Annotated in this window: 18 protein-coding genes; 12 read left to right on the forward strand and 6 right to left on the reverse strand. The window is 65.8% G+C overall.

The window, feature by feature from the left end; all coding sequences use genetic code 11:
- Positions 1-91: 91 nt before the first annotated feature.
- Together WG901_RS16050 and gntA are read right to left on the reverse strand one after the other, a co-directional pair.
- Entirely contained in the window at positions 92-679 is a 588-nt protein-coding gene (locus WG901_RS16050) for an urea carboxylase-associated family protein (protein WP_339588103.1), read from the reverse strand.
- Complete coding sequence (gene gntA, locus WG901_RS16055) at positions 676-1,362, reverse strand: guanitoxin biosynthesis heme-dependent pre-guanitoxin N-hydroxylase GntA (RefSeq protein ID WP_339588104.1); 687 nt, start codon at positions 1,360-1,362, stop codon at positions 676-678. The genes WG901_RS16050 and gntA overlap by 4 nt, the downstream gene beginning before the upstream one ends.
- A 194-nt stretch (positions 1,363-1,556) precedes the next feature.
- Here gntA and WG901_RS16060 point away from each other — a divergent pair, with 194 nt between their 5' ends.
- The gene (locus WG901_RS16060) at positions 1,557-2,951 is read left to right on the forward strand and encodes an MFS transporter (protein ID WP_339588105.1); all 1,395 of its coding nucleotides are present in this window, start codon (positions 1,557-1,559) and stop codon (positions 2,949-2,951) included.
- A gap of 1 nt (position 2,952) precedes the next feature.
- Here WG901_RS16060 and WG901_RS16065 read toward each other — a convergent pair whose 3' ends face one another.
- The 3 genes from WG901_RS16065 to WG901_RS16075 form a co-directional block, all read right to left on the reverse strand.
- Positions 2,953-3,366 (reverse strand): Zn-ribbon domain-containing OB-fold protein, encoded by a 414-nt coding sequence (locus tag WG901_RS16065; protein ID WP_339588106.1) that lies wholly within the window; start codon positions 3,364-3,366, stop codon positions 2,953-2,955.
- On the reverse strand, positions 3,366-4,613 hold the full coding sequence (locus tag WG901_RS16070) for a thiolase family protein (RefSeq protein ID WP_339588107.1): 1,248 nt from the start codon (positions 4,611-4,613) through the stop codon (positions 3,366-3,368). The genes WG901_RS16065 and WG901_RS16070 overlap by 1 nt, the downstream gene beginning before the upstream one ends.
- Positions 4,614-4,740: 127 nt before the next feature.
- Positions 4,741-5,364 carry a hypothetical protein gene (locus tag WG901_RS16075; protein WP_339588108.1) on the reverse strand — a complete coding sequence of 208 codons (624 nt, stop codon included), beginning with the start codon at positions 5,362-5,364 and terminating at the stop codon, positions 4,741-4,743.
- 136 nt (positions 5,365-5,500) lie between these two features.
- Between WG901_RS16075 and WG901_RS16080 the strand changes: the two genes are divergently transcribed.
- The 11 genes from WG901_RS16080 (at position 5,501) to WG901_RS16130 (ending at position 19,943) form a co-directional block, all read left to right on the forward strand.
- On the forward strand, positions 5,501-6,154 hold the full coding sequence (locus WG901_RS16080; protein ID WP_339588109.1) for a PilZ domain-containing protein: 654 nt from the start codon (positions 5,501-5,503) through the stop codon (positions 6,152-6,154).
- 100 nt (positions 6,155-6,254) lie between these two features.
- On the forward strand, positions 6,255-6,779 hold the full coding sequence (locus WG901_RS16085) for a TadE/TadG family type IV pilus assembly protein (protein WP_339588110.1): 525 nt from the start codon (positions 6,255-6,257) through the stop codon (positions 6,777-6,779).
- Positions 6,779-7,321, forward strand: coding sequence for a TadE/TadG family type IV pilus assembly protein (locus WG901_RS16090; protein ID WP_339588111.1), 543 nt, complete (start codon positions 6,779-6,781; stop codon positions 7,319-7,321). The genes WG901_RS16085 and WG901_RS16090 overlap by 1 nt, the downstream gene beginning before the upstream one ends.
- Positions 7,318-9,021: a pilus assembly protein TadG-related protein gene (locus WG901_RS16095; protein ID WP_339588112.1), complete on the forward strand. Its 1,704-nt coding sequence runs from the start codon at positions 7,318-7,320 to the stop codon at positions 9,019-9,021. Before WG901_RS16090 ends, WG901_RS16095 begins: the two co-directional genes overlap by 4 nt.
- A 113-nt stretch (positions 9,022-9,134) precedes the next feature.
- Entirely contained in the window at positions 9,135-10,340 is a 1,206-nt protein-coding gene (locus WG901_RS16100) for an efflux RND transporter periplasmic adaptor subunit (RefSeq protein ID WP_417603299.1), read from the forward strand.
- Between the two features lie 6 nt (positions 10,341-10,346).
- A complete protein-coding gene (locus WG901_RS16105) occupies positions 10,347-13,529 on the forward strand; it encodes an efflux RND transporter permease subunit (protein WP_339588114.1) in 3,183 nt (1,060 codons plus the stop codon).
- Positions 13,526-14,980 carry an efflux transporter outer membrane subunit gene (locus WG901_RS16110; RefSeq protein WP_339588115.1) on the forward strand — a complete coding sequence of 485 codons (1,455 nt, stop codon included), beginning with the start codon at positions 13,526-13,528 and terminating at the stop codon, positions 14,978-14,980. The genes WG901_RS16105 and WG901_RS16110 overlap by 4 nt, the downstream gene beginning before the upstream one ends.
- Positions 14,981-15,140: 160 nt before the next feature.
- On the forward strand, positions 15,141-17,669 hold the full coding sequence (locus WG901_RS16115; protein ID WP_339588116.1) for a TonB-dependent receptor: 2,529 nt from the start codon (positions 15,141-15,143) through the stop codon (positions 17,667-17,669).
- A 123-nt stretch (positions 17,670-17,792) separates the two neighbouring features.
- Positions 17,793-18,539 (forward strand): energy transducer TonB, encoded by a 747-nt coding sequence (locus tag WG901_RS16120; protein ID WP_339588117.1) that lies wholly within the window; start codon positions 17,793-17,795, stop codon positions 18,537-18,539.
- 11 nt (positions 18,540-18,550) lie between these two features.
- On the forward strand, positions 18,551-19,234 hold the full coding sequence (locus WG901_RS16125; RefSeq protein WP_339588118.1) for a Fe2+-dependent dioxygenase: 684 nt from the start codon (positions 18,551-18,553) through the stop codon (positions 19,232-19,234).
- A gap of 112 nt (positions 19,235-19,346) precedes the next feature.
- Complete coding sequence (locus WG901_RS16130) at positions 19,347-19,943, forward strand: hypothetical protein (protein WP_339588119.1); 597 nt, start codon at positions 19,347-19,349, stop codon at positions 19,941-19,943.
- Positions 19,944-19,950: 7 nt separating this feature from the next.
- Here the strand turns inward: WG901_RS16130 and WG901_RS16135 are convergent, their stop codons facing one another.
- A complete protein-coding gene (locus WG901_RS16135) occupies positions 19,951-20,859 on the reverse strand; it encodes an FAD:protein FMN transferase (protein ID WP_339588120.1) in 909 nt (302 codons plus the stop codon).
- Between the last annotated feature and the right edge of the window lie 39 nt (positions 20,860-20,898).

Below are 20,898 nucleotides of genomic sequence, written 5' to 3' on the forward strand. Positions count from 1 at the left end.
GATCGGCTCCGCAATGCGCTGAATGTGTTACAGCGGCATGACAGTCTTGCGGCAAAATTCGACCGCGAGAAGGGCGGGAGTGTAGCCGGGCTCAGCGTACGATGCGATAGTCGATCGGCTTGAAACTGCCGCCGTTGCTCGCATAGGCGGAGCAGGCGGTAAGCCCGATCACGAGGTCTTCCTCGGCGCGGAAGGTCACGCTGTCGCCGGCCTTGCTGGGCGGCGGCAGGACCGCAATCTTCCCATCGGCAGCGACGGGCACGTTCATGAAGCAGTTGAACGCTACCGGGATGGAGTCCGGCTCGACGCCCCAGGGCGCGAGCGCCTCGGCCAGGTTGCCAAAACAGCCGCGATGGACGGGCTTGTCGGGATAGAAGTGGCGGAAGGTGTGCTCGCTGCAGGGCGTCAGCAGGAAGTCGTGGCTGCCCACGTCATCCGCCTCGATCGTCAGCAGCACGCGGCTGCGGTTCGACCAGAGGCGGTTGCCCGTGGTCAGCCGGATCGTCTCCTCGTAGTCGAGCGTGCGGCCGTTGCTCAGCACCTCGCGCAGGTCGTGGCGGTTGAACGCGAGCAGGTCCGAGACCTGGCAGCCATCAGGATCGATCACCACCAGCCGTTCGCCTTTCGCCAGTTCGAACGCCACACCCGAACGCGGTGGAATGCGACTGGCTTCGCTCATGCGTCTTCGGTCCGCGGATCGCGGAACGGGCAGCGCCAGCCGTCCTCGACCATGCGCCCACTGTACTGCGCCGCCTCGCTCGTCTCGCCATGGCGCGCGAGCATGGGATTGACCGTTCCTGCCAGGTCAACATCGCGGCCTATGATCGTCTCGCGGATTTTTTCGTAGCGGCCCTCGCTGCGCAGTTGCTCGAACTGGTCATGGAGGTTGAATACCAAGACGGGCCGCTCGAACCGCCGCGCCGGGCGGCTGGCGTTCGGGTGCAGGCCGACGACGAAGAAGGCCTCGCCCCCGAAGCTCAATGAGAAATGCGTGTCCTCGGGATCCCCGCTGACGCGCTCGTCGTAAGGCTGGGACAGCCATGCATCCTTGTCGGCGAGCGACTGCACGCGTTCCCACAGGACTTTCTCGAACTCGCGCTCGGAGAGATTGTCGGGCCCGGCGAAGACGAAGGCGATCGACCGGAACAGGCCGGGATTCTTGCGATAGTCCTGGGCCCAGGCCAGCAGTTCGCGATGGATGCGCACGTCATCCCAGCCGCTGGTCATCGACCAGCAGGCGACCGTCTTGAGCGTCCCGCGCGACAGCGCAGACTTGGCGCCGACACAGGGAAAAGCGGGGTCGCGGACGAAATGCTCGAAGGCATCCTTCAGACGCTGGTCTTCCAGCTCGTCAGCAAGCATGGGTGGTATCTCCGGGAAAATCAGGGATCTATGCGGCGGCACTTTCCCAATGACGGGGGGCATGAATGGTTCCCGCGCGCCGGGCAGGGCGTGGTGTCGCGGGTGCCACTTGATCGATCGTCCAAACCTGCCGGCGTGGCGTTGACGCGCGCTTCGCTTTTGCCCCAAGGCCGAGCGAAAGATTGGGGCAGGACATGCACGACAGGCCTTCAGCGGAGCACACCGCCGCCGTGCCACCATTCGCGGATGGTCTGGCCACTCCGCGCCGTTATGCGGCGATCGTCGCGGTCTCGCTCGGCACGATGATCGGTGTCATCGACACGGGCAGTCTCAACATCGCGCTACCGACCCTGGCGCAGGAACTGAACGTCGCGCCTTCGTCAGTGGTGACGCTTGTCACGGCCTATCAGCTCGTGCTGATCATGACCGTGCTGCCGTTGTCGGCGCTCGGCGACCGGCTCGGCCACCGCACGCTCTACCAATACGGCCAGGCGCTCTACCTCGTCGCGACCTTGCTGTGCTTCGTCGCGCACAGTCTCGCGGCGCTGGTCGCGATCCGCGTCGCCCAGGCGCTCGGCGCGGCGGCGACCGCGAGCGTGGCTTCGGCTATGATCCGGCAGATCTATCCGCAGGCGCGGCTGGGACGCGGCATGGCGCTCAACACGATGCTGGCGACCCTGGCCTCGACGATCGCGCCGAGCCTGGGTGGCCTGATCCTGTCGCACGCTCGCTGGCCCTGGCTTTTCGCGATCTGTCTGCCGCTCGGCGCGGTCTCGCTGCTCGCGGGCAGCAAGGCCCTGCCCGATCCGGTGCGTCGGGCAGGGCGCTACGATCTGCTTGCGGCACTGCTTTGCGCGGCGACCTTCGGCTTGGCCGTCGTGGGAATGGAAAGCGCGGTGCACGGCGTGCCGCCGCTGCTGACCGGGCTGCTACTGGTGGCGGCGATCGTCATCGGCACGGCCTTCGTTAGGCGCGAGGCCGAGCAGGAGCATCCCGTCCTGCCGGTCGATCTCCTGCGCGATCGGCAGATCGCCCTTTCCTCGCTGGCCGGTCTCGCGGGATCGATCGCGACGATGATCGTGATGATCACGCTGCCGTTCCGGCTACAGCAGGAATTCCACTACACGCCGACCGAGGCGGGGCTGGTCTATGCCGCCTGGCCGATGGCGCTGGTGCTGTTCGCGCCGGTCTCGGGCATCCTGTCCGACCGCTTCCGACCCGGCCTGCTCGGTATCGTCGGCACGGTCCTGGGCGTGACGGGCATGGTCTTGCTCGCCTTCCTTCCCGCGCATCCGGAGCACGTCGACATCATGTGGCGGCTGGTGGTGATCTCGGCGGGTTCGGGCATTTTCTTCGCGCCCAATGCCCGCCAGATCATCTTCGCCGCGCCGATGACGCGCGCCGCCGCCGCGGGCGGGCTGACGCAGACGACGCGGATGACCGGTCAGGTGATGGGCTCTACCATCACCGCCGGACTGCTGGCGCTGAGTCTGGGTTCGGGCGCGACGCCGTCGCTGGTCGCGGCGGCGCTGTTCTCTATCAGCGGGGTCAGCTGCCTGGTGCTGCTGGGCTTGCGGCCCAGGGCCTGAGTCAGGTCTCGCGTTCGAACACCGGCAGACTGAATTCCCCGGCCGTATCCTCCGCCGCAACGAAAGTCAGTTTGACGGGCATGTCGGGCGAAAGTTCCTGCCAGCCGAAGCCCTGCGGATTGCTCATGAACAGCGGGCCTTCCTCGAGCTCGACGAGGATCGTGTCGTAGGGCACGGGCAGCAGGCCGCGGTAGTAGTCGCGCTCGAAGCTGGTCCAGCTCATCACCTTGCCGCGGCCCGACATGCGATCCCAGGCGAAATCGCGCTCGCCGCAGTTCTCGCACTTCTGCACCACCGGCCAGTGGAGATGATCGCAGCTTTCGCACTTCTGCAGCCGCAGTTCGCCCTGGCCGCAGAACTCCCAGAAGGTGTCGTGGTGGCGGCCGAGCGTGCGGTCCGGTCTTTTCTCGGCCATCAGCGGTCTCCCCGGACGAAAACGATGGGATGGGTCTGGTCGGTCTGCGCGAGGTTGGTCATCGACACCTGCGCGCCGGGTACCTGGTACTGCCCGGCCTCGCCGCGGAGCTGGCGCACCGCTTCGGCGACCTGGCTCCAGCCCTGCATGTAGGCCTGGCTGAGGTTGCCGCCCGAGGTGTTGGTCGGGATGCGGCCGCCCACGGTCATCTGACCGTCGCGGCAGAAGGCGAGGCCCGTGCCCGGCTCGGTGAAGCCGATCCCCTCGACCTGGTTGATCAGGTGGAACGAGGAGGCGTCGTAGCCTTCGAAATGCTGGACCTCGGCCAGGCTCACTCCGGCCATGGCGAGCGCCTGGGCACTCGCCTCCTGCAACTGCGGGCGCAGTTGCTCGCGCACCATGACGTGCATCTTGTTCTTCTTGACCTTGGCATGGCCCCAGCCCGCGACGTCGACCGGCGTGTGGGCCAGGTCGCGTGCCAGGTCGGCGCGGCGGACGATCAGACAGACCGCGCCGTCGTTGACGATGCAGATGTCGAACAGGTGCAGTGGCCGCGTGATGTAGCGCGAGCCCATGTAGGCTTCGAGCGTAAGTTCCTTGCGCATGACCGCGTTGGGCTGCGCCATCGCGTGCTCGCGAACCTGGCGCGCGACGTGGAACAGGTCTTCCTCGCCGACGCCGTACTTCCACTGGTAGTGCCCGAAGATCAACGCCCAGTGCGCCGCCTGCGAGGACCAGCCCCAGGGGTGGTAATAGTAGTAGGACGAAGGCGTGCGGTTTTCCTCGTCGGGATCGGGCGTGCCGCCGGTCGAATGGGTCATGCCGCCGAACAGCCGGCCGGCGCTGCGCGAGGCGACGGCGAACAGCATGGCGATCGTATCGGCCTTGCCCTCTGCGATCGCGGCGCAGGCGACGGGCAGAGGGCCGGCCATGATATTGCCGTTGGCCTGGGCGAAGCGGGCCTTGACGCCGAGCATCTTGGCCACCTCATCCGCGGGCGGGCCGCCATAGGTGAACGAGGTGGTGATGCCGTCGATGTCTTCGCGCTTCAGCCCGGAATCGGCGAGCGCGCGTTCGAAGGCCGTGGTGAGCAGCGTTTCCTCGGTGGGCGGGACCCAGCCTTCGGCTCGCGTCCGCTCGGCCTGATAGTCCGCTCCATAGTCCGTCTCACCGATGCCGACGATCGCGGTCTTGCGGCTGAGCGCGCGGTCCGACGGGGGCATGGTAATGGCGCCATAGTCCGCCATGATGGATTTCTTCCTCTCCGGTTCGGCGATGGCCGGAGCCTCGCTTTGAGAGGCCAGTGTGGGCCACGGAGGGAAGTGGTGCAATCGCTATTGTGACACTTCGTTCGCCCAATGGACGAATGGGCGCTCACGCCGAGGGCGTTTCATCCTGGTCGTTGGCCCAGTCGAGGCACCAGCGCACGGATTCCTGTGCAACGAGAGCGGCTTGCAAATCGGCACTGTCGCCCTCCGCTTCGAGCATCGCGACCCGAGCATCGACCGTGGCCGCTTCGGCCAGAATATGCTGACGATAGGTTTCGATGGTGATCTCGCCGGCCTGCAACGCCTCGAAGGCCTCTTCGAGCCGACCGAGCACCGCCTGATCGTAGTCGGGCAGTGACGTATAGGCGTCTTCGGGCTCCGCCTCGGGCGACGAGCGCGCGCTCGACTCGACGATCGGCTCGGCTTCGTCGGGCGCGAAGTCCGCAGCGAGCGGCGCAGGCGGGCGGAACTCCATCTCTGGCTCGAAAGCCGATTGCTGGGTGGGGGCGGCTTCGGGCAGCGGCTCGGGCGGCGTGTCCCATTCGGTGTCGACGAACGACTGCAACTGCCGTCGGCGGGCGGGCACGGCCGGCGCAGCCTCGGTCTCGCCGGGAGGGTCTTGGACTACAGGACCCGTCGATCGCCGCTTGCGCCTGGCCATGAAGACCAGCGCGATGATCAGGACCACGACGAACGCGGCGATCGCGAGTTCAGGAAGCGTGAGGGTCATAGGCAAGGCTTGAACCTATCTGCGTACAGGATTGAACATACTGGGCCATGATTAACCGATTTTAAAGCGCCGCTGGTCATAGTCGGTTTACCAAGTGAGGCGGGAACCGCCCATGGCCCTTGGTAGAAGGAAAAACATGAGGCAGGCAGCACAGGACGCGGCGGTTCAGGGCCGCACGTTCGTCGAAATGCGCGAGGCACCGCGCTCGTCGCTGATGTTCCGCACGGCCAAGCTCCTCTGCGAGAGCGGCGAGTACGTCTGCGTCGTGCGCGACATCTCCGCGACAGGCGCGCGCGTCCGCCTGTTCCATGCGCCGCCGCCCGATACCCACCTGTTTCTCGAACTCGCCAACGGCGATCGCTACGGGGTGGAGCGGATGTGGCACCGCGACGACCACATGGGCTTCCGCTTCTCGTGCACGATCGACGTCGATCACTTCATCGCTGAGCCCAGCCTCTATTCGCGCCGCCCGATCCGTCTGAAGCTGCAGCGCCCGGTCGACGTCGTCGCCGAGGGCATCGCCAGCCCTGCGGTCCTTCTCGACATTTCGCAGCAGGGTGCCCGCATCGAGGCGGGCCGCAAGTTCGCGCTTGAGCAGAAGGTGCGCATCGCGATCGAAGGCCAGTCTTCGCGCCTCGGCTGCGTCCGCTGGCGCAGCGGCTATACCCACGGCGTCGTGCTGCAGCAGACGTTCAAGCTCGACGAACTGGCGAACTTCGCGCTCGCGCTCCAACCTTTCGGGGCGACCGATCCCAATGCGCCGTCGCCCGTGGCCCTGCGCTACGCGTGAGCCGCCAGGCCCGGTGCGTCCGGGCGATGGAGTTAACAAAATATATACCTGTTTCCCGCATTTTTGCGGCTTCTCGAACTTTGTCTGGCCGAGTCGTTGCATGCGCAAGCTGAAGATATTTCGACAGTTGCTGCGGGATACGAAGGGCACTTCGGTCCTCGAATTCGCGTTCATCGCGCCGATGCTGATGGCCATGCTGGTTTCGATCCTGCAGACCGCGCTGCTCTATCTCGCGCAGGACGGTCTTGAGACCGCAGCCGAAGCCTCGGGCCGTCTGCTGATGACCGGCCAGTCGCAGCAGGCCAGCTGGAACGCCGCCACCTTCAAGAACGAGACCTGCAAAGCGCTGCCGCCCTATCTCAAGTGCGACGGCCTCATGATCGATGTCCAAACGGTCAACAGCTATTCGGGCGCGACGATGACGCCGCCCACGCTGACCTACAACAATGGCAATGTCAGCAACAGCTTCACGTTTTCGCCGGGCACCGGCGGCGCTATCGTCGTGGTCCGGCTCATGTACCTCTGGCCGGTCATGCCCGCGCCCCAGGGTTTCAGCCTCGCCAACGAGCCTGGCAGCAAGCGTCGACTGATGGCGACGTCCGTCCTCAAGTCAGAGACCTGGTGATGATCGACCGATTCCTCACGGCACTGCGCAAGCTTGCGGTCGATCGTGGCGGCACCGTCCTGATCGAATTCGCCATGGCCTTTCCCGTATTGATCCTGCTCTACCTCGGGACCTATGCGATGTCGGATGCGATCGCCTGCAACCGCAAGGTCACCGTGACCGCGCGCGCCCTGACCGACCTCGCGACCCGCTATCCCGCGTTGACCGAGGCCGAGGCGCTGAAGATCCTCAATGCCAGCGCCCAGGCCCTGTCGCCGTTCGATTCGAGCAAGGCGATGATCACCCTGAGCGAGGTGCAGGTCACGAGCACGACTCAGGCCAAGGTCATCTGGAGCCGCGCGCTGAACGGCACCCAGCTCACGAACAACCAGGTCGTGACCATCCCGACCGACATGGCGCCGGTCAACACCTACATGATCATCGGCCAGGTCAGCTATGACTATACCCCGCCCGTGAAGCTCGCCTCCTTCGGAGGAGACTTGACGCTCCGGGATTCCATCGTGATGCTTCCCCGCGTTTCCGATCAGGTGCCCATCTCATGACCCAGACCGTGCTCCTTCGCCTGGCCCGAAAGGGTCGCAGCCTGTTGCGCCGCCTTCGTCACGATCGGCGCGGCAATGTCATGATGATCCTTGGTTTCGCAATGATTCCGATGACCTTCGGCGTGGGCTTCGGCGTCGACTATACCCGTGCCATGAAGCTCAAGACGCGCATGGATGCCGCGGCCGACGCGGCGGCGCTGGCGGCCGTGAACGTCACGGCCATGCAGAAAGACGATGCGACCGCCAAGGAAGCGGCGCGCAAGATGTTCAACGCCCAGGTCGCGGGTTTGAACGGCCTGCTCTACACCTCGGGCGCGAACAATCCCGAGATCGTCATCACCAGCGATGGCGGCGTCAACAGCGGCCGAACCGTCAAGGTTAGCTACACGGCGCAGTCGAGCAACATCTTCTCCGGCGTGCTCGGTAGCCCGACCCTGCCGGTCGAAGGCTCGGCCACGGCCACGGCCACGCGCGCGCCGCACATCGACTTCTACCTGCTGATGGACACCTCACCGTCGATGCTGCTGCCAACGACGCAGACGGGCATTGACGCGCTGGTCAGAGCGACCACGCACGGTCAGGCGAAGCCCAGCGGCTGCGCCTTTGCCTGCCATACGCAGAAGCCGACTTACGACAACATCGTCATTCGCAATGCTTTCGACGACGGGGATGGCGCCAACAACGTCTGGCTCGACAAGTCCGGCAATTCCTGCACCCTCAGAAAGGACGGCGCCGGTTATAACTCGTCCAATGTCACCTGTCAGAATGGGACGACCTATCAGACTAGGGAAGGCATGTTCGAAAATGCCATCTGGGTGGACAATTCGGGCGCGTTTTGTCCGGTCAAGCAGTACAAGACGAGCAATAGCACGATCACCTGCCAGAACGGCACCACCAAGTTCAACACGGGTAACGGCCAGATCGCGGATACCTATTGGCTCGTGCGAAATTACAACGCGGTCTATGGCGTCAATCCCTCGATCCGCCTGCGTATCGATGATGAGCAAGCTGCCGCTCAGCAACTGATTCCCTTCGCGAACACGACAGCGAATAACAATAAGGTGACCTATCGCCTTCAGTTGTTTTCGTTCGATTTCACTCCGGAGGGCGGCAACAAGCCGGTTGAGACGATCACCAATGCGCTGAACGACGTCAAGAACATGACGAGCTATACGATCCCCGACTTCTATGCGGCACAGACGAACTGGTTCCAGCAAAGCTGCCCCACGCAGAACTATTGCATCAACGACATGGGGACCGAGGCGCACAACGCATTGGTAGAGATGAACAAGGTCATCACGCCGGCGGGCACCGTTGGTGACGGTTCGACAGCCGCCAATCCGCAGAAGGTGCTTTTCATCATCACCGATGGCGTGGTCGACGAAAACCAGAGCGGACGTCGCCACCGCGAATGGAGCGACGGTGTCAACATCGCCGACTGCACGGCGATCAAGAACCGCGGCATCCGAATCGCCATTCTCTACACCGAGTATTCCTCGGCCGCGCTGGAGAGCGATACCTGGTCGAAGGACAACGTCCAGCCGCACCTCAGCAAGGTTCCGATCCAGCTGAGGAAGTGCGCTTCGTCGCGCCTCGACGGCACGCCGCTGTTCTATCAGGTAAGCACCGACGAGAGCATTCCGCAGGCGCTCTCGACGCTGTTTGCCTTGACCGTGCAGACCGCACGCCTGACGAAATAAGCGAAGGCGATAAGCGGCGGGGCGGGTAATCCCCAGCTCGTCGCGCTCCTGCGACGATTGTCGCGACAAACTGATACTTGACAGTACGGCTGCCGTTCCGGATTTGGTTGCACATGCGAACCACTCCCCGGCAGCCGCGGCGCCAATCTGCGCTCTTACAGCAAGTTGGCGCGATTCTGCTGGTCCTGGCTGTGTGCGCTTGCAGCAAAAGTGGCGGCGACCAGCGCGACAAGGGTGCTCCCGAGGTGGGCTTCCGCGTCATGACGGCGACGTCCGTGCCGATTGTCACCGAGCTGCCGGCGCGGATCACCGCCTTGCGCACTGCCGAAGTCCGGCCGCAGATCGCCGGGGTCATCCTCAAGCGGCTCTATGCCGAAGGTGCGCTTGTTCGCCAGGGGCAGCCCCTCTATCAGATCGATCCCAGTCTCTATCGTGCTGCAGCGCAGCAGGCTTCTGCCAATCTCGCGAGTGCTCAGGCCCAGGCCGAGGCGGCGCGGGCCAAGGCGAACCGCTTCCGGCCGCTCGCACAGGAGCAGGCCATCGCGCAGCAGGACTACACCGATGCCCTGGCCGCGTCGCGCGCCGCCAATGCCGCGGTCGCGCAAAATCGTGCCGCGCTCAATACCGCACAGATCAATCTGCGCTTCGCCACGGTTCCCGCGCCGATCACCGGTCGCATCGGCCGATCGCTGTTCACCGAAGGCGCGCTGGTGACCACCGGTCAGGCAGATCCGCTGGCGGTGATTTCGGTGCTCGATCCGATCTTCGTCGACATCCAGCAGAGTTCGGCCGAACTGCTCCAACTGCGTCGCCAGCTCGCTTCCGGCGGCGTCGCGCCCGTGGTCGCCGAGGTGCGCCTGAAGCTCGACGACAGCAGCGACTACGAATTGCCCGGCACGGTCGAATTTTCCGAAGTTACCGCCGATCCGGGCACCGGCACGGTTACCTTGCGCGCACGTTTCCCCAACCCGCAGGGGCTGCTGATGCCGGGCATGTTCGTGCGCGCGCGTTTTGCCCAGTCGCGCGTCAACGGTGCCTTCCTGGTTCCGCAGGCCGCGCTGACGCGTGATCCCAAGGGCAATGCCGAGGTCTTCGTCGTCGGCCCCGACAACAAGGCGATCATGCGCACGGTGACGGCCGTCCACACGCAGGGCAACGACTGGATCGTCACCCAGGGGCTCAAGGCCGGTGATCGCGTGATCGTTCAGGGCCTGGGCAAGGTGCGGGCGAACCAGCCGGTGAAGCCGGTGCCCGAGACCGCGCCGCAGGTGCCGCGGACGGGGGATTCGAAGTCTTCCGCGGCCGGCAAGGCGGGCTGACCCCGCATGTCGCGGATCTTCATCGACAGGCCCATCTTTGCCTGGGTGATCGCCATCATCACGATGCTGCTGGGGCTCATCACCCTGCGGTCGCTGCCGGTAGAGCAATATCCCGACATCGCCCCGCCGCAGGTCAATATCCGCGCCAGCTATCCGGGCGCCTCGGCCGAAACGCTGGAGAACAGCGTCACCCAGGTGATCGAGCAGCAACTGACCGGCATCGACGGCCTGCTCTATTTCAACTCGCAGTCGTCCTCGCGCGGGCGCGCGACGATCAGCGCCACCTTCGAAAAGGGCACCGATCCCGACATCGCCCAGGTCCAGGTGCAGAACCGCGTCCAGCAGGCGCTGAGCCGCCTGCCGCAGCAGGTCCAGCAGCAGGGCGTCACGGTCACCAAGTCGAACCCCGACTTCCTGATGGTGATGGGCATCTACGACACCACCGACAAGTCCTCCAACCTCGACGTGGCGGACTTCATGGTTTCGAACCTCCAGGATACGCTCGGCCGTATCGAGGGCGTCGGCGAGACCGACGTGTTCGGATCGCAATATGCCATGCGGATCTGGCTCGATCCCGCGCGGCTCGCTGGCTTCTCGCTGGTGCCGGGCGACGTCGTCAGCGCGGTCCAGGCGCAGAACACCGAAGTCGCCGCGGGCGAGATCGGTGCCGTGCCGAGCCCGGCGGGGCAGATGCTCAACGCTACGGTCACGGCGCAGTCGCGCCTGTCCAAGCCCGAAGAGTTCGCCAAGATCGTCCTCAAGACGCTGCCCAGCGGCGCGATCGTGCAACTCAAGGACGTCGCGCGGATCGAGCTCGGCGCCGAGAACTACGGTGTCATCGGGCGGATCAACGGGCATCCTGCGGCGGGCATGGCGATCAGCCTGTCGCCGGGCGCCGATGCGCTGCTCACGGCCGAGCGCGTCAAGGCGATGATCGCCGATCGATCGAACAGTTTTCCCGCCGGTTACAAGGTCGCCTATCCGAACGATTCGACGATCTTCATCGAGAAATCGGTCGAGGACGTCGTCGTTACCCTGGGCGAGGCGATCGTGCTCGTCGTCATCGTCATGTTCATCTTCCTGCAGTCGTGGCGTGCGACCCTGATCCCGGCCATCGCCGTGCCGGTCGTGCTGCTCGGCACGATCGCGGTGTTCGGCGTGGCCGATTTCAGCATAAACACGCTGACCCTGTTCGGCATGGTCCTGGCGATCGGCCTGCTCGTCGACGACGCCATCGTCGTGGTCGAGAACGTCGAGCGCCTGATGGCCGAGAACCCGGGGATGACCCCGCGCGAAGCGACGATCCAGTCGATGGAAGAGATTCAGGTCGCGCTCGTCGCGATCGCGCTGGTGCTGTCGGCCGTGTTCCTGCCGATGGCCTTCTTCGGCGGTTCGACCGGCGTCATCTACAAGCAGTTCTCGCTGACGATCGTCTCGGCCATGGTGCTGTCGGTGCTGGTGGCGCTGATCCTCAGCCCGGCTCTGACCGCAACCTTGCTCAAGCGTCACGAGGAAGAGGATCACGAGGGCTTCGTCGGGCGCAATTCGATGCGGATGCGCGTTTGGTTCGATCGGCACTTCTCGCGGCTGATCGAATGGCACCAGGCGCGTACGGTCCACGTGATCGATCACAAACGCCGCTATCTCGTGCTCTACGGCATCGTCGTGGTGCTGCTGGCGGTGCTGTTCCTGCGCCTGCCCACCGGCTTCGTGCCCAACGAGGACCAGGGCGTCGCGGCGCTCCAGTATCAGCTTCCGCCCGGCGCCACGCTCGAGCGCACGGCCGAGGCCGCGCGGCGGATCGAGGACTATTTCCAGAAGAACGAGGCCAAGAACATCTACTCGCTCCAGACCGTCGCGGGCGGTGGTGGTGGGGGTGGCGGCCAGAGCTCCGGCCGCGGCTTCCTCGGGCTCAAGAACTGGGACGAACGTCCGGGCAAGGAGAATTCGGCCGAAGCGATCGCGCGGCGGGCCACGCTTGCGCTGTCTTCTTTGCGTGACGTGGAGTTCTACGCGATCGTACCGCCGTCGGTGCGCGGGCTCGGCCAGTCGACGGGTTTCACCGCCGAACTGCTCAATTCCAGCGGGATGAGCCGCGAGGCTTTCCGCCGTGTGCAGGAGAACATCCTGGCCGAAGCGCGCGGCGAAGCGTCGCTCGCCAACGTGCGCCTGTCCTCGCTTCCCGATCAACCGACGCTCAAGGTCGATGCCGATCCGCAGAAGCTCTCGGTGCTGGGGCTGAACCAGGCCGACGTGAACGCGACGATGTCTACCGCCTGGGGCGGCCGCTACGTCAACGACTTCAACGATCGCGGCCGCGTCAAGCGCGTCTTCGTCCAGGGCGACGCGGCGTTCCGCTCGCATCCCGAGGATCTTGGTCTCTGGCAGGTGCGCGGCTCGAATGGCCAGATGGTGCCGATCTCTGCGATCGCCGCGCTCGGATGGAGCAATGCGCCGATCAACCTCTCGCGTTTCAACGGCGTGTCGAACTACGAGCTCAACGGCCAGGCGGCGCCGGGGACCAGTTCGGGCGAAGCGATGGATGCGATCGCCGCGATCGTCGCCAAGTATCAGGGCGTGTCGATTGCCTGGGCTGGCGCCTCCTATGAGGAGCGCCTGTCCTCGGGCCAGGCGCCGTTCCTCTACGTGCTGTCGCTGCTGGTCGTGTTCCTCTGCCTCGCGGCGCTCTACGAGTCCTGGTCGATCCCGGTCGCCGTGCTCCTCATCATCCCGCTCGGGCTGATCGGCGCGGTCTTCGCGGTGACCTTGCGGGGCCTGGAGAACGACATCTATCTGCAGATCGGCCTGCTGACGACGATGGGGCTGGCCGCCAAGAACGCGATCCTGATGATCGAGTTCGCCGAGCAGGCCGAGCGCAAGGGCGCGCGGATCATCGATGCGGCACTCGACGCCGCCAAGACCCGTCTGCGGCCGATCCTGATGACGAGCTGCGCCTTCATCTTCGGCGTGTTGCCTCTGGCCATTGCCAACGGCGCCGGAGCCAACAGCCGCATCGCCATCGGTACGGCGGTGATCGGCGGCATGCTGACCGCGACCTTGCTCGCGGTGTTCTACATCCCGCTGTTCTTCGTCCTCGTGCGCCGCGGCGTGCGCGACGGCATGAAGAAGCTGCACGATCATTATCACCCGGCGACCGGCCCGACGCCCGAAGAGGAGCCGCTGGTATGAGGCGCGCGCCGATCCACAAGCTTGCTCTTCTGCTGGGCGTCGCAGCGCTCGCGGGCTGCTCGATGGCGCCCAAATATGCCACGCCCGATCTGCCCGTGCCGCCGACCTGGCCGGCCGGCGACGCCTATCTGCGGCAGAGCGAGGCGGCGCTGCCGTCCTATTCCTACCGTGACGTCTTCCCCGATCCGCGGCTGCGCGCCGTGCTCGACCAGGCGCTGGCGAACAACCAGGACGTCGCCGCGGCGATCGCCAACATCGAGTCGGCGCGCGCGCAGTATCGCATCCAGCGTGCCGACCTGTTTCCGCAGATCGCGGCGACGGGATCCTATCGCGCGATCAAGGGGGCGAACGTCCAGGGCGGTACCGCCGTCGGCAATGGTGGCGCGGGGGTGCGCGAGACGATCACCGCCCAGGCTTCGATCACCAACTGGGAAATCGACGTGTTCGGCCGCATCGCGTCGCTGACCGGCGCGGCGCGACAGCGCTATTTTGCGAGCGAGGAAGCCGCGCGCGCGACGCGGCTGACCTTGGTGTCGGACGTCGCCGAAGCCTGGATCGCCTATGGGCTCGACCGCAGCCTGCTGCAGGTCGCCCAGAAGACCGCCGAGGCCGCTCGCGAGTCCGTGCGATTGACCCAGCGCCGGCTCGACGGCGGCGTCGCGCCGCGCAGCGACCTGCGCCAGGCGCAGATCGTGCTCGAAACCGCGCAGGCCGATGTCGCCAATCAGACCACCCTGGTCGCGCAGGATATCAACGCGCTGCAACTGCTCGTCGGCGCGCCGGTCGATGCGGCGAACCTTCCGGCAAGCGTCGAGGATGCCGGCAGCCGGTTGCGCGAGGTCCCTGCGGGTCTCGATTCGACCGTGCTGCTGCGCCGGCCCGACGTGATCCAGGCCGAATACCAGCTGCGCGCCGCCAATGCCGAGATCGGCGCGGCGCGCGCGGCGATGTTCCCGCGGATCACCCTGACGGGGGTGCTCGGCTTCGCCTCGGACGCGCTGGGCAGCCTGTTCGATGGCGGCAACTTCAACTGGCAGGCCGGCGGCAACGCCAGCTATTCGATCTTCCGTGCGGGGGCTCTGCGCGCGGGCGTCGACCAGAGCGAAGCGCAGCGCGACGCGGCGCTCGCCGCCTATCGCAAGGCGGTGCAGAGCGCTTTCGCCGACGTGGCCGACACGCTCGCGCGGCGCGGGACGATCGACGAGCAATTGCGCGCCGTGCGCGCGGGACGCGATGCCGCGGCGGACAACCAGCATCTGGCCGAACTGCGCTATCGCGGCGGGGTCCAGTCCTATCTAGAACAGCTGTCGGCGCGGCAATCGCTCTACGGTGCCGAGCGCACCCTGGCGAACATCCAGCGCGTGCGCGCGAGCAATCTGGTTGCGCTATACCGTTCGCTCGGGGGCGATCCCATCGCCGATGCGCCGGGACCGGTCGCGACGTCGCGATAACTCCTGCGTCGCGTCCCTGCGCAAAAAATGAACCAGCGATCGATGATCTCGTTGCATTTTTGCATCATTCGCTAGTGACTCTGAGAATCATTCTCAGTTTAGTTGACACTGCGAAAGACTCGCAATAGCAGGCCCCCACAATCATGAGGGGTACAGCACGATGATCAAGCCTTCAGCCGCCAAGCCGGCCTTTCTCGCCTTGTCCTGCGTCGGCGCCATCGCCACGGCTTCGGTCGCCCACGGCCAGGAGCAGAAGATCGGCGGCGTGACCGTCACCGACACGGCGATCGACGAGAACGCGGTCAAGGTCGAAAAGGCGGAATCGCCGAAGTACACCGCGCCGCTGCTCGACACGCCGCAGACGATCACGGTGATCTCGAAGGCTTCGATCCAGCAGCAGAACCTGCTGACCCTGCGCGACGTGCTGCAGACCGTTCCCGGCATCACCTTCGGTGCGGGCGAGGGTGGCTTCGGCTACGGCGATCGCATCATCCTGCGCGGCCAGGACGCCAAGAACGACGTCACGATCGACGGCGTGCGCAGCTCGGCCTTCCTCAACCGCAACGAGACCTACAACATCGAGCAGGTCGAAGTGACCAACGGTGCCAATTCGGTCTACAACGGCGGCGGTTCGGTCGCGGGCACGATCAACCTGGTGACCAAGCGCCCGCTGGCCGAGGACCAGAGCCTGATCAGCGCCGGCATCGGCACCGACAACTACTATCGCGGTACGGTCGACATCAACAAGCGCGTCAGCGACCTGATCGCCGTCCGCCTCAACGCGGTCTACCACAAGAACGACGTGCCCGGCCGCAAGGTCGAGAACTTCGAGCGCTGGGGCGTGGCGCCGGCCATCACGATCGGCATCGACAGCCCGACCAACCTGACGGTGCAGTACGAGCACCTGAATGACGAGGCGATGCCGCAGTACGGCCTGCGCTATTATCCGCACCTCGGCGGCTTCCTGCCCGAGTTCGACCGCGAGGGTTACTACGGCTTCGCCAACCTCGATCGCCAGAATTCGATCACCAACGCCTTCCAGGCGATCTTCAGCCACGAGCTGGGCGAGGGCGTGAAGATCCGTAGCCTGACGCGCTACGAGAACATTCGCCAGGATACGGTCACCAGCCAGCCGAACGGCACCTTCTGCCTCGCCAACGCCCTGCAGCCGCCGGCGATCCCGACGACCATCGGCCAGGCGATCCCGGCCGGGACGGCCTGTACGGCGGCCATCCAGACCGCGGCCACGGGTGCGTCGGCGACGCTGAACATTCCCGCGGGCTACTATCTGCCCACCGGCGGCCGCGGCGTGAACCGTCTGATCGAGAACGACACCGCCTACACCCAGCTTGACCTCTCGGCCGAGTTCGACACCGGCGGCCTGCACCACTCGCTCGTGGTCGGCGCCTCGGCGCTGTGGGAAGGCTTCGAGCAGCGTCAGGGCAACATCAACCGCACGGCGCAGGGCTACGATCCCTATGCCGCGCCGTTCACCTCGACGACGACCAACGGCGTGACCACGATCGCCGCCAACCCGCTCTACAATGCAGGGGCCAGCCTCGGCTTCTACCTGCCGCTGGTGAACATCGGCGATCCGGGCGCGACGATCGTTGGCCCTGCCGCGACGGCCGGTCTGGCGCGCGCCTACGGCAGCAACAGCTACGTCGGTCCCGTGAACTTCATCCTCGGCAGCCGCAACAAGGGCAACCGCCACGCCTACGCGGCCTACCTGTTCGACACGATCAAGTTCGGCCAGATGTTCGAATTCAACGGCGGCATCCGTTACGAGAAGGCCGCGGGCGAAAACCGCACTCAGTCCTACTCGACCACGCCGGGTGCCACGCTGGGCAATCCGACCACGCAGACCGGGCCGTTCACCAACAGCGACAGCCTGTTCTCCTATCGCGTGGGCCTGGTGTTCAAGCCGACGCCGGATATCAGCCTCTACGTCGCGCACGGTTCGTCGAAGAACCCCTCGCAGGCTTCGGTCGACGCCTCCTGCGCCGCCGACAGCTGCAACCTGCGTCCCGAGACGACCAAGAACTACGAGATCGGCGTCAAGGCGGACCTGTTCAACAAGGGCCTGCTGCTCACCGCCGCGCTGTTCCGCAACGATCGCGACTCGGTGCGCGTGGCTTCGGGCGATCCGTCGATCCCCGACCAGCAGCTCGACGGTCGCCAGCGCGTCGAGGGCGTCTCTCTCGGCGCTTCGGGCAACATCACCCCGAACTGGACGATCTCGGCGAACTACATGTATCTCGACGCCAAGCTGCTCCAGGGCGGTTCGGATCGCTGCTTCGCCAATCCTACGGCGGTCGGTTGCTCGGCCACGATCATCTTGCCCGGTGCGCGCCTGACCAATGCGCCCAAGCACTCGGGCAGCCTGTTCACGTCCTATCGCTTCCCGTTCGGTCTCGAGGTCGGTTACGGCATTACCTATCAGGGCAGCTTCGTGCTGAACCAGCCGACGGTCTCGGTGCCGAACACGATCATCTACGAGGTGCCGAGCTACACGATCCACCGCCTGATGATCGGTTACACCGTGACCGACAACCTCAAGGCGCAGATCAACGTCCAGAACCTCACCAACGAGAAGTACGTGACCACGGTGCGCAACTCGGTTGCGGGTTCCTGGGCCACCCCGTCGCAGGACCGCTCGGCCGTGTTCAGCCTCAACTACTCGTTCTGATCGGTCCGCCCCGGCGCCTGCGGGTGCCGGGGCGCCAGCTTTGACCGGCATCAAAGATAGTGCAATTGATTCGCATTACGATTTGCGATAGAGCGCGGACTTCTCAGGGGCGGTGCGGCAATCATGCTTCGGTTGGCTGAAACGGAAGACTTCCAGATGTCGGACGCGTCCGACGCTGCTTTCGCGTCTGCGGGTCCAGCGCCGGAGACGCCCTTCGTCCGCAGCGGGCGCTATGGCGACGATCGCAAGTTCAGCGCTCGCACGATCGTCGGGGTCATCGCCGCGCATGTCGGGGCCTTCGCCATCGGCATGTACCTGCAGCCGCACTTCCACAAGCCGATCGAACATCGCCTGAAGATGGTCGAGATGCGGCTCGACAATCCGCCGCCGCCGCCCGAAGCGCCCAAGCAGAAGCAGGCCGAGACGGTCAAGCTGGAGGTCACGCCCTACAGCCCGCCGCCGCCGATCCCGCTGGTCTCGTCGGTGACGATCGCGGTCGATCCCACGCCGCCGCCGATCGCGGTCGCGCCGCCGGCACCGCCCGCACCACCGGCACCGCCCACCCCGCCGTCCCCGCCCAGCGTGGTCCAGGGCGGCAATATCGGCACGCAGATGATCTCGGCCAAGCCGCCGCGCTATCCGATGGATTCGCGCCGCAAGCACGAGCAGGGCACCGTCGTGCTCACCGTGACGCTCGGCCCCGACGGCAAGGTCGCCACCGTCACCGTGTCGCGCTCGAGCGGTTTCGCCAGCCTCGACAATGCCGCGCGCGACGCCGTGCGCCAGTGGCGCTGGGCGCCGACGATCCGCGATGGCCAGCCGGTCATGGTTCGCGGCGTCGTCGAAATCCCCTTCGTCCTCCAGGGCTGAAGCCGCACGCCATGCTGATCGCCATTCCCGACGTCCTCGACGCAGAGGCGCTCGCCCGTGTCCGCGCCGTCATCGATACGGCCGACTGGGTCGATGGCAATGCCACCTCGGGCTATCAGTCGGCTCTCGCCAAGCGGAACCATCAGCTTCCCGAGGAAAGCCCGGCCGCGCAGGAGGCCGGGGCGCTGGTGCTCGACGCGCTCGGCCGCAATCCACTGTTCATCGCCGCTGCGCTGCCGCTCAAGATCTACCCGCCGCTGTTCAACTCCTACGAGGGCGGCGAGACCTTCGGCGTGCACATCGACAGCGCCATCCGCATCCGCCGCGGCACCGATTTCCGCGTGCGCACGGACCTGTCGGCGACGCTGTTCCTCGAAGATCCCGAGGCCTACGACGGCGGCGAACTGACGATCGAGGGCCAGTTCGGCGCGCAGCAGGTCAAATTGCCGGCCGGGCATATGATCCTCTATCCCTCGTCGAGCCTCCACCGCGTCGAACCGGTGACGCGCGGGCGGCGTCTGGGCAGCTTCTTCTGGATCCAGTCGATGGTCCGCGATAGCGAGGCGCGGCGCACCCTGTTCGAGATGGATACGGCAATCCAGACGGTCGCTCAGGATCGCGGTCAGGACGATCCCGCGATCATCCAACTCACCGGCGTTTACCATAACCTGCTGCGCCGCTGGGCTGACAGCTAAGGGTTCTGGCGGGCCGCATCGTCGCCGCAGGTAGCCGGTAACCTTTCGCTAACCACGCTCGTTTACCGCTGCTTCCCGCGTTTCGGGATTTTTCCGATCGGGAGGCCAAGTCATGACCGTGTCGCTCAGCTCCGTCTTGTCGAGCTACGGCTACAACAGCACCAGCACCACCAAGACCGACGCGAGCGCCGCCGTGACCGCGGCGATGGCGAAGCTTGCAAAAGCCGAAAGCGCGACCACGACCCAGAGCACTTCTGGAACCCAGGTCAGCATTTCCGCAGCAGCCTTGGCTGCCGCGAACGCCAAGGAAGACAACGAAAAGGATTCTTCGGTCCTCCTCAAGGAGGTCCGCGCTGCGCTCGACGCGCAGTATGCCGGGGGCACCGCCAAGGGATCGGCCGACCTCGGCGACCTGTCCGGCCGCGCGCTCGCGATCGTCGCGCTGAACAAGGACGGCCAGTTCAGCGCCGCCGAGAGCCGCGCGGCCAAGGCGGCCCTGCGCGAGGATACCCGTCAGAGCTTCGTCAGCGCCATGGGCAGCGGCGACGCCTACAGCATGATGGCGAACTACAGCAAACAACTCGCGGCGCAGTATGATTCGATGAGTCCCGAAGAACGCCAGGCGCGTGGCTGGAGCGAGCAGTTTCGCGACACCAATGCCGACTTCGCCACCAATTTCGCCATGCCGTCGCTGTTCGACCAGATCTGACCGACGTCTAGTCCAGCATCGCCCGCAGCGCGGGGGAGAGGTATTCCTCTTCGCCCGCGATCATGTGAACCGCGAGATCCTGTCTGGCGGCGCGTGCCATGCCTTCGGCCGGCCCCAGCACGGTCAGCGCGGTCGCCCAGGCATCGGCCATCATGCAGCTTTCGTGAAGCACCGTCACCGAACGCACGGCATTCGTCACGGGCCGGCCGGTGCGTGGATCGAGCGTATGAATATGGCGCTGGCCACCGGTGTCGAGCCAACGGCGATAGTCACCCGACGTTGCGACCGACAAATCGTGCAGCGCCACGCGCAGCGGCGCGGTTCGCGCCTGCGGCGGCCGCTCGATGTCGACCCACCAGGGTTGGCCGGCCGGCGTGATCCCGTGCCCGCGCAATTCGCCGCCGACTTCGAGCAGGAAGTGCCGGAGTCCGCCGGCCAGCAGATGCTCGGCGGCAAGATCGGCGCCGAAACCTTTGGCTATGCCCGAGAGGTCGAGCCGCGCGGAGGCGTTGCGCCGCGCGCGCAGGCCCGGGCCATCGAAGTCGATGCCGCCGGCGATCGCCGCCGTGGTCATGGCCTCGGCCGGTGCATCATCGGGCGCCGGAGCCGGGCCGAAGCCCCAGAGATCGACCGCGGTGCCGAGCGCCGGATCGAAGGCGCCTTGGCTCAGTTCGGCTACCGTGAGCGCCGCCTTGAGCACGCGGGCGAATTCGGGGGGCAGCCGTTGCCAGGTGCCGGGCGCGGCGCGGTTGAAGCGCGAGATGTCGGAGTCCCGTTCCCACTGGCTCATCTGCGCGACCACGCGGTCGAGCGCGGCCTGGACCAGCTCGGCAGTGCCCGGGGGGGGCGAGACGGCGCTTAGCGTCCAGCCCGTACCCATCGTCGCGCCCGAAAATTGCACGACGTGGCCCGCCACGTCGCGCGCCGCGAAAGCGGCGGGCGAAAGCGTGGCGGG

It is taken from the genome of Novosphingobium anseongense (assembly GCF_037482895.1).
GTDB classification, from domain to species: domain Bacteria; phylum Pseudomonadota; class Alphaproteobacteria; order Sphingomonadales; family Sphingomonadaceae; genus Novosphingobium; species Novosphingobium anseongense.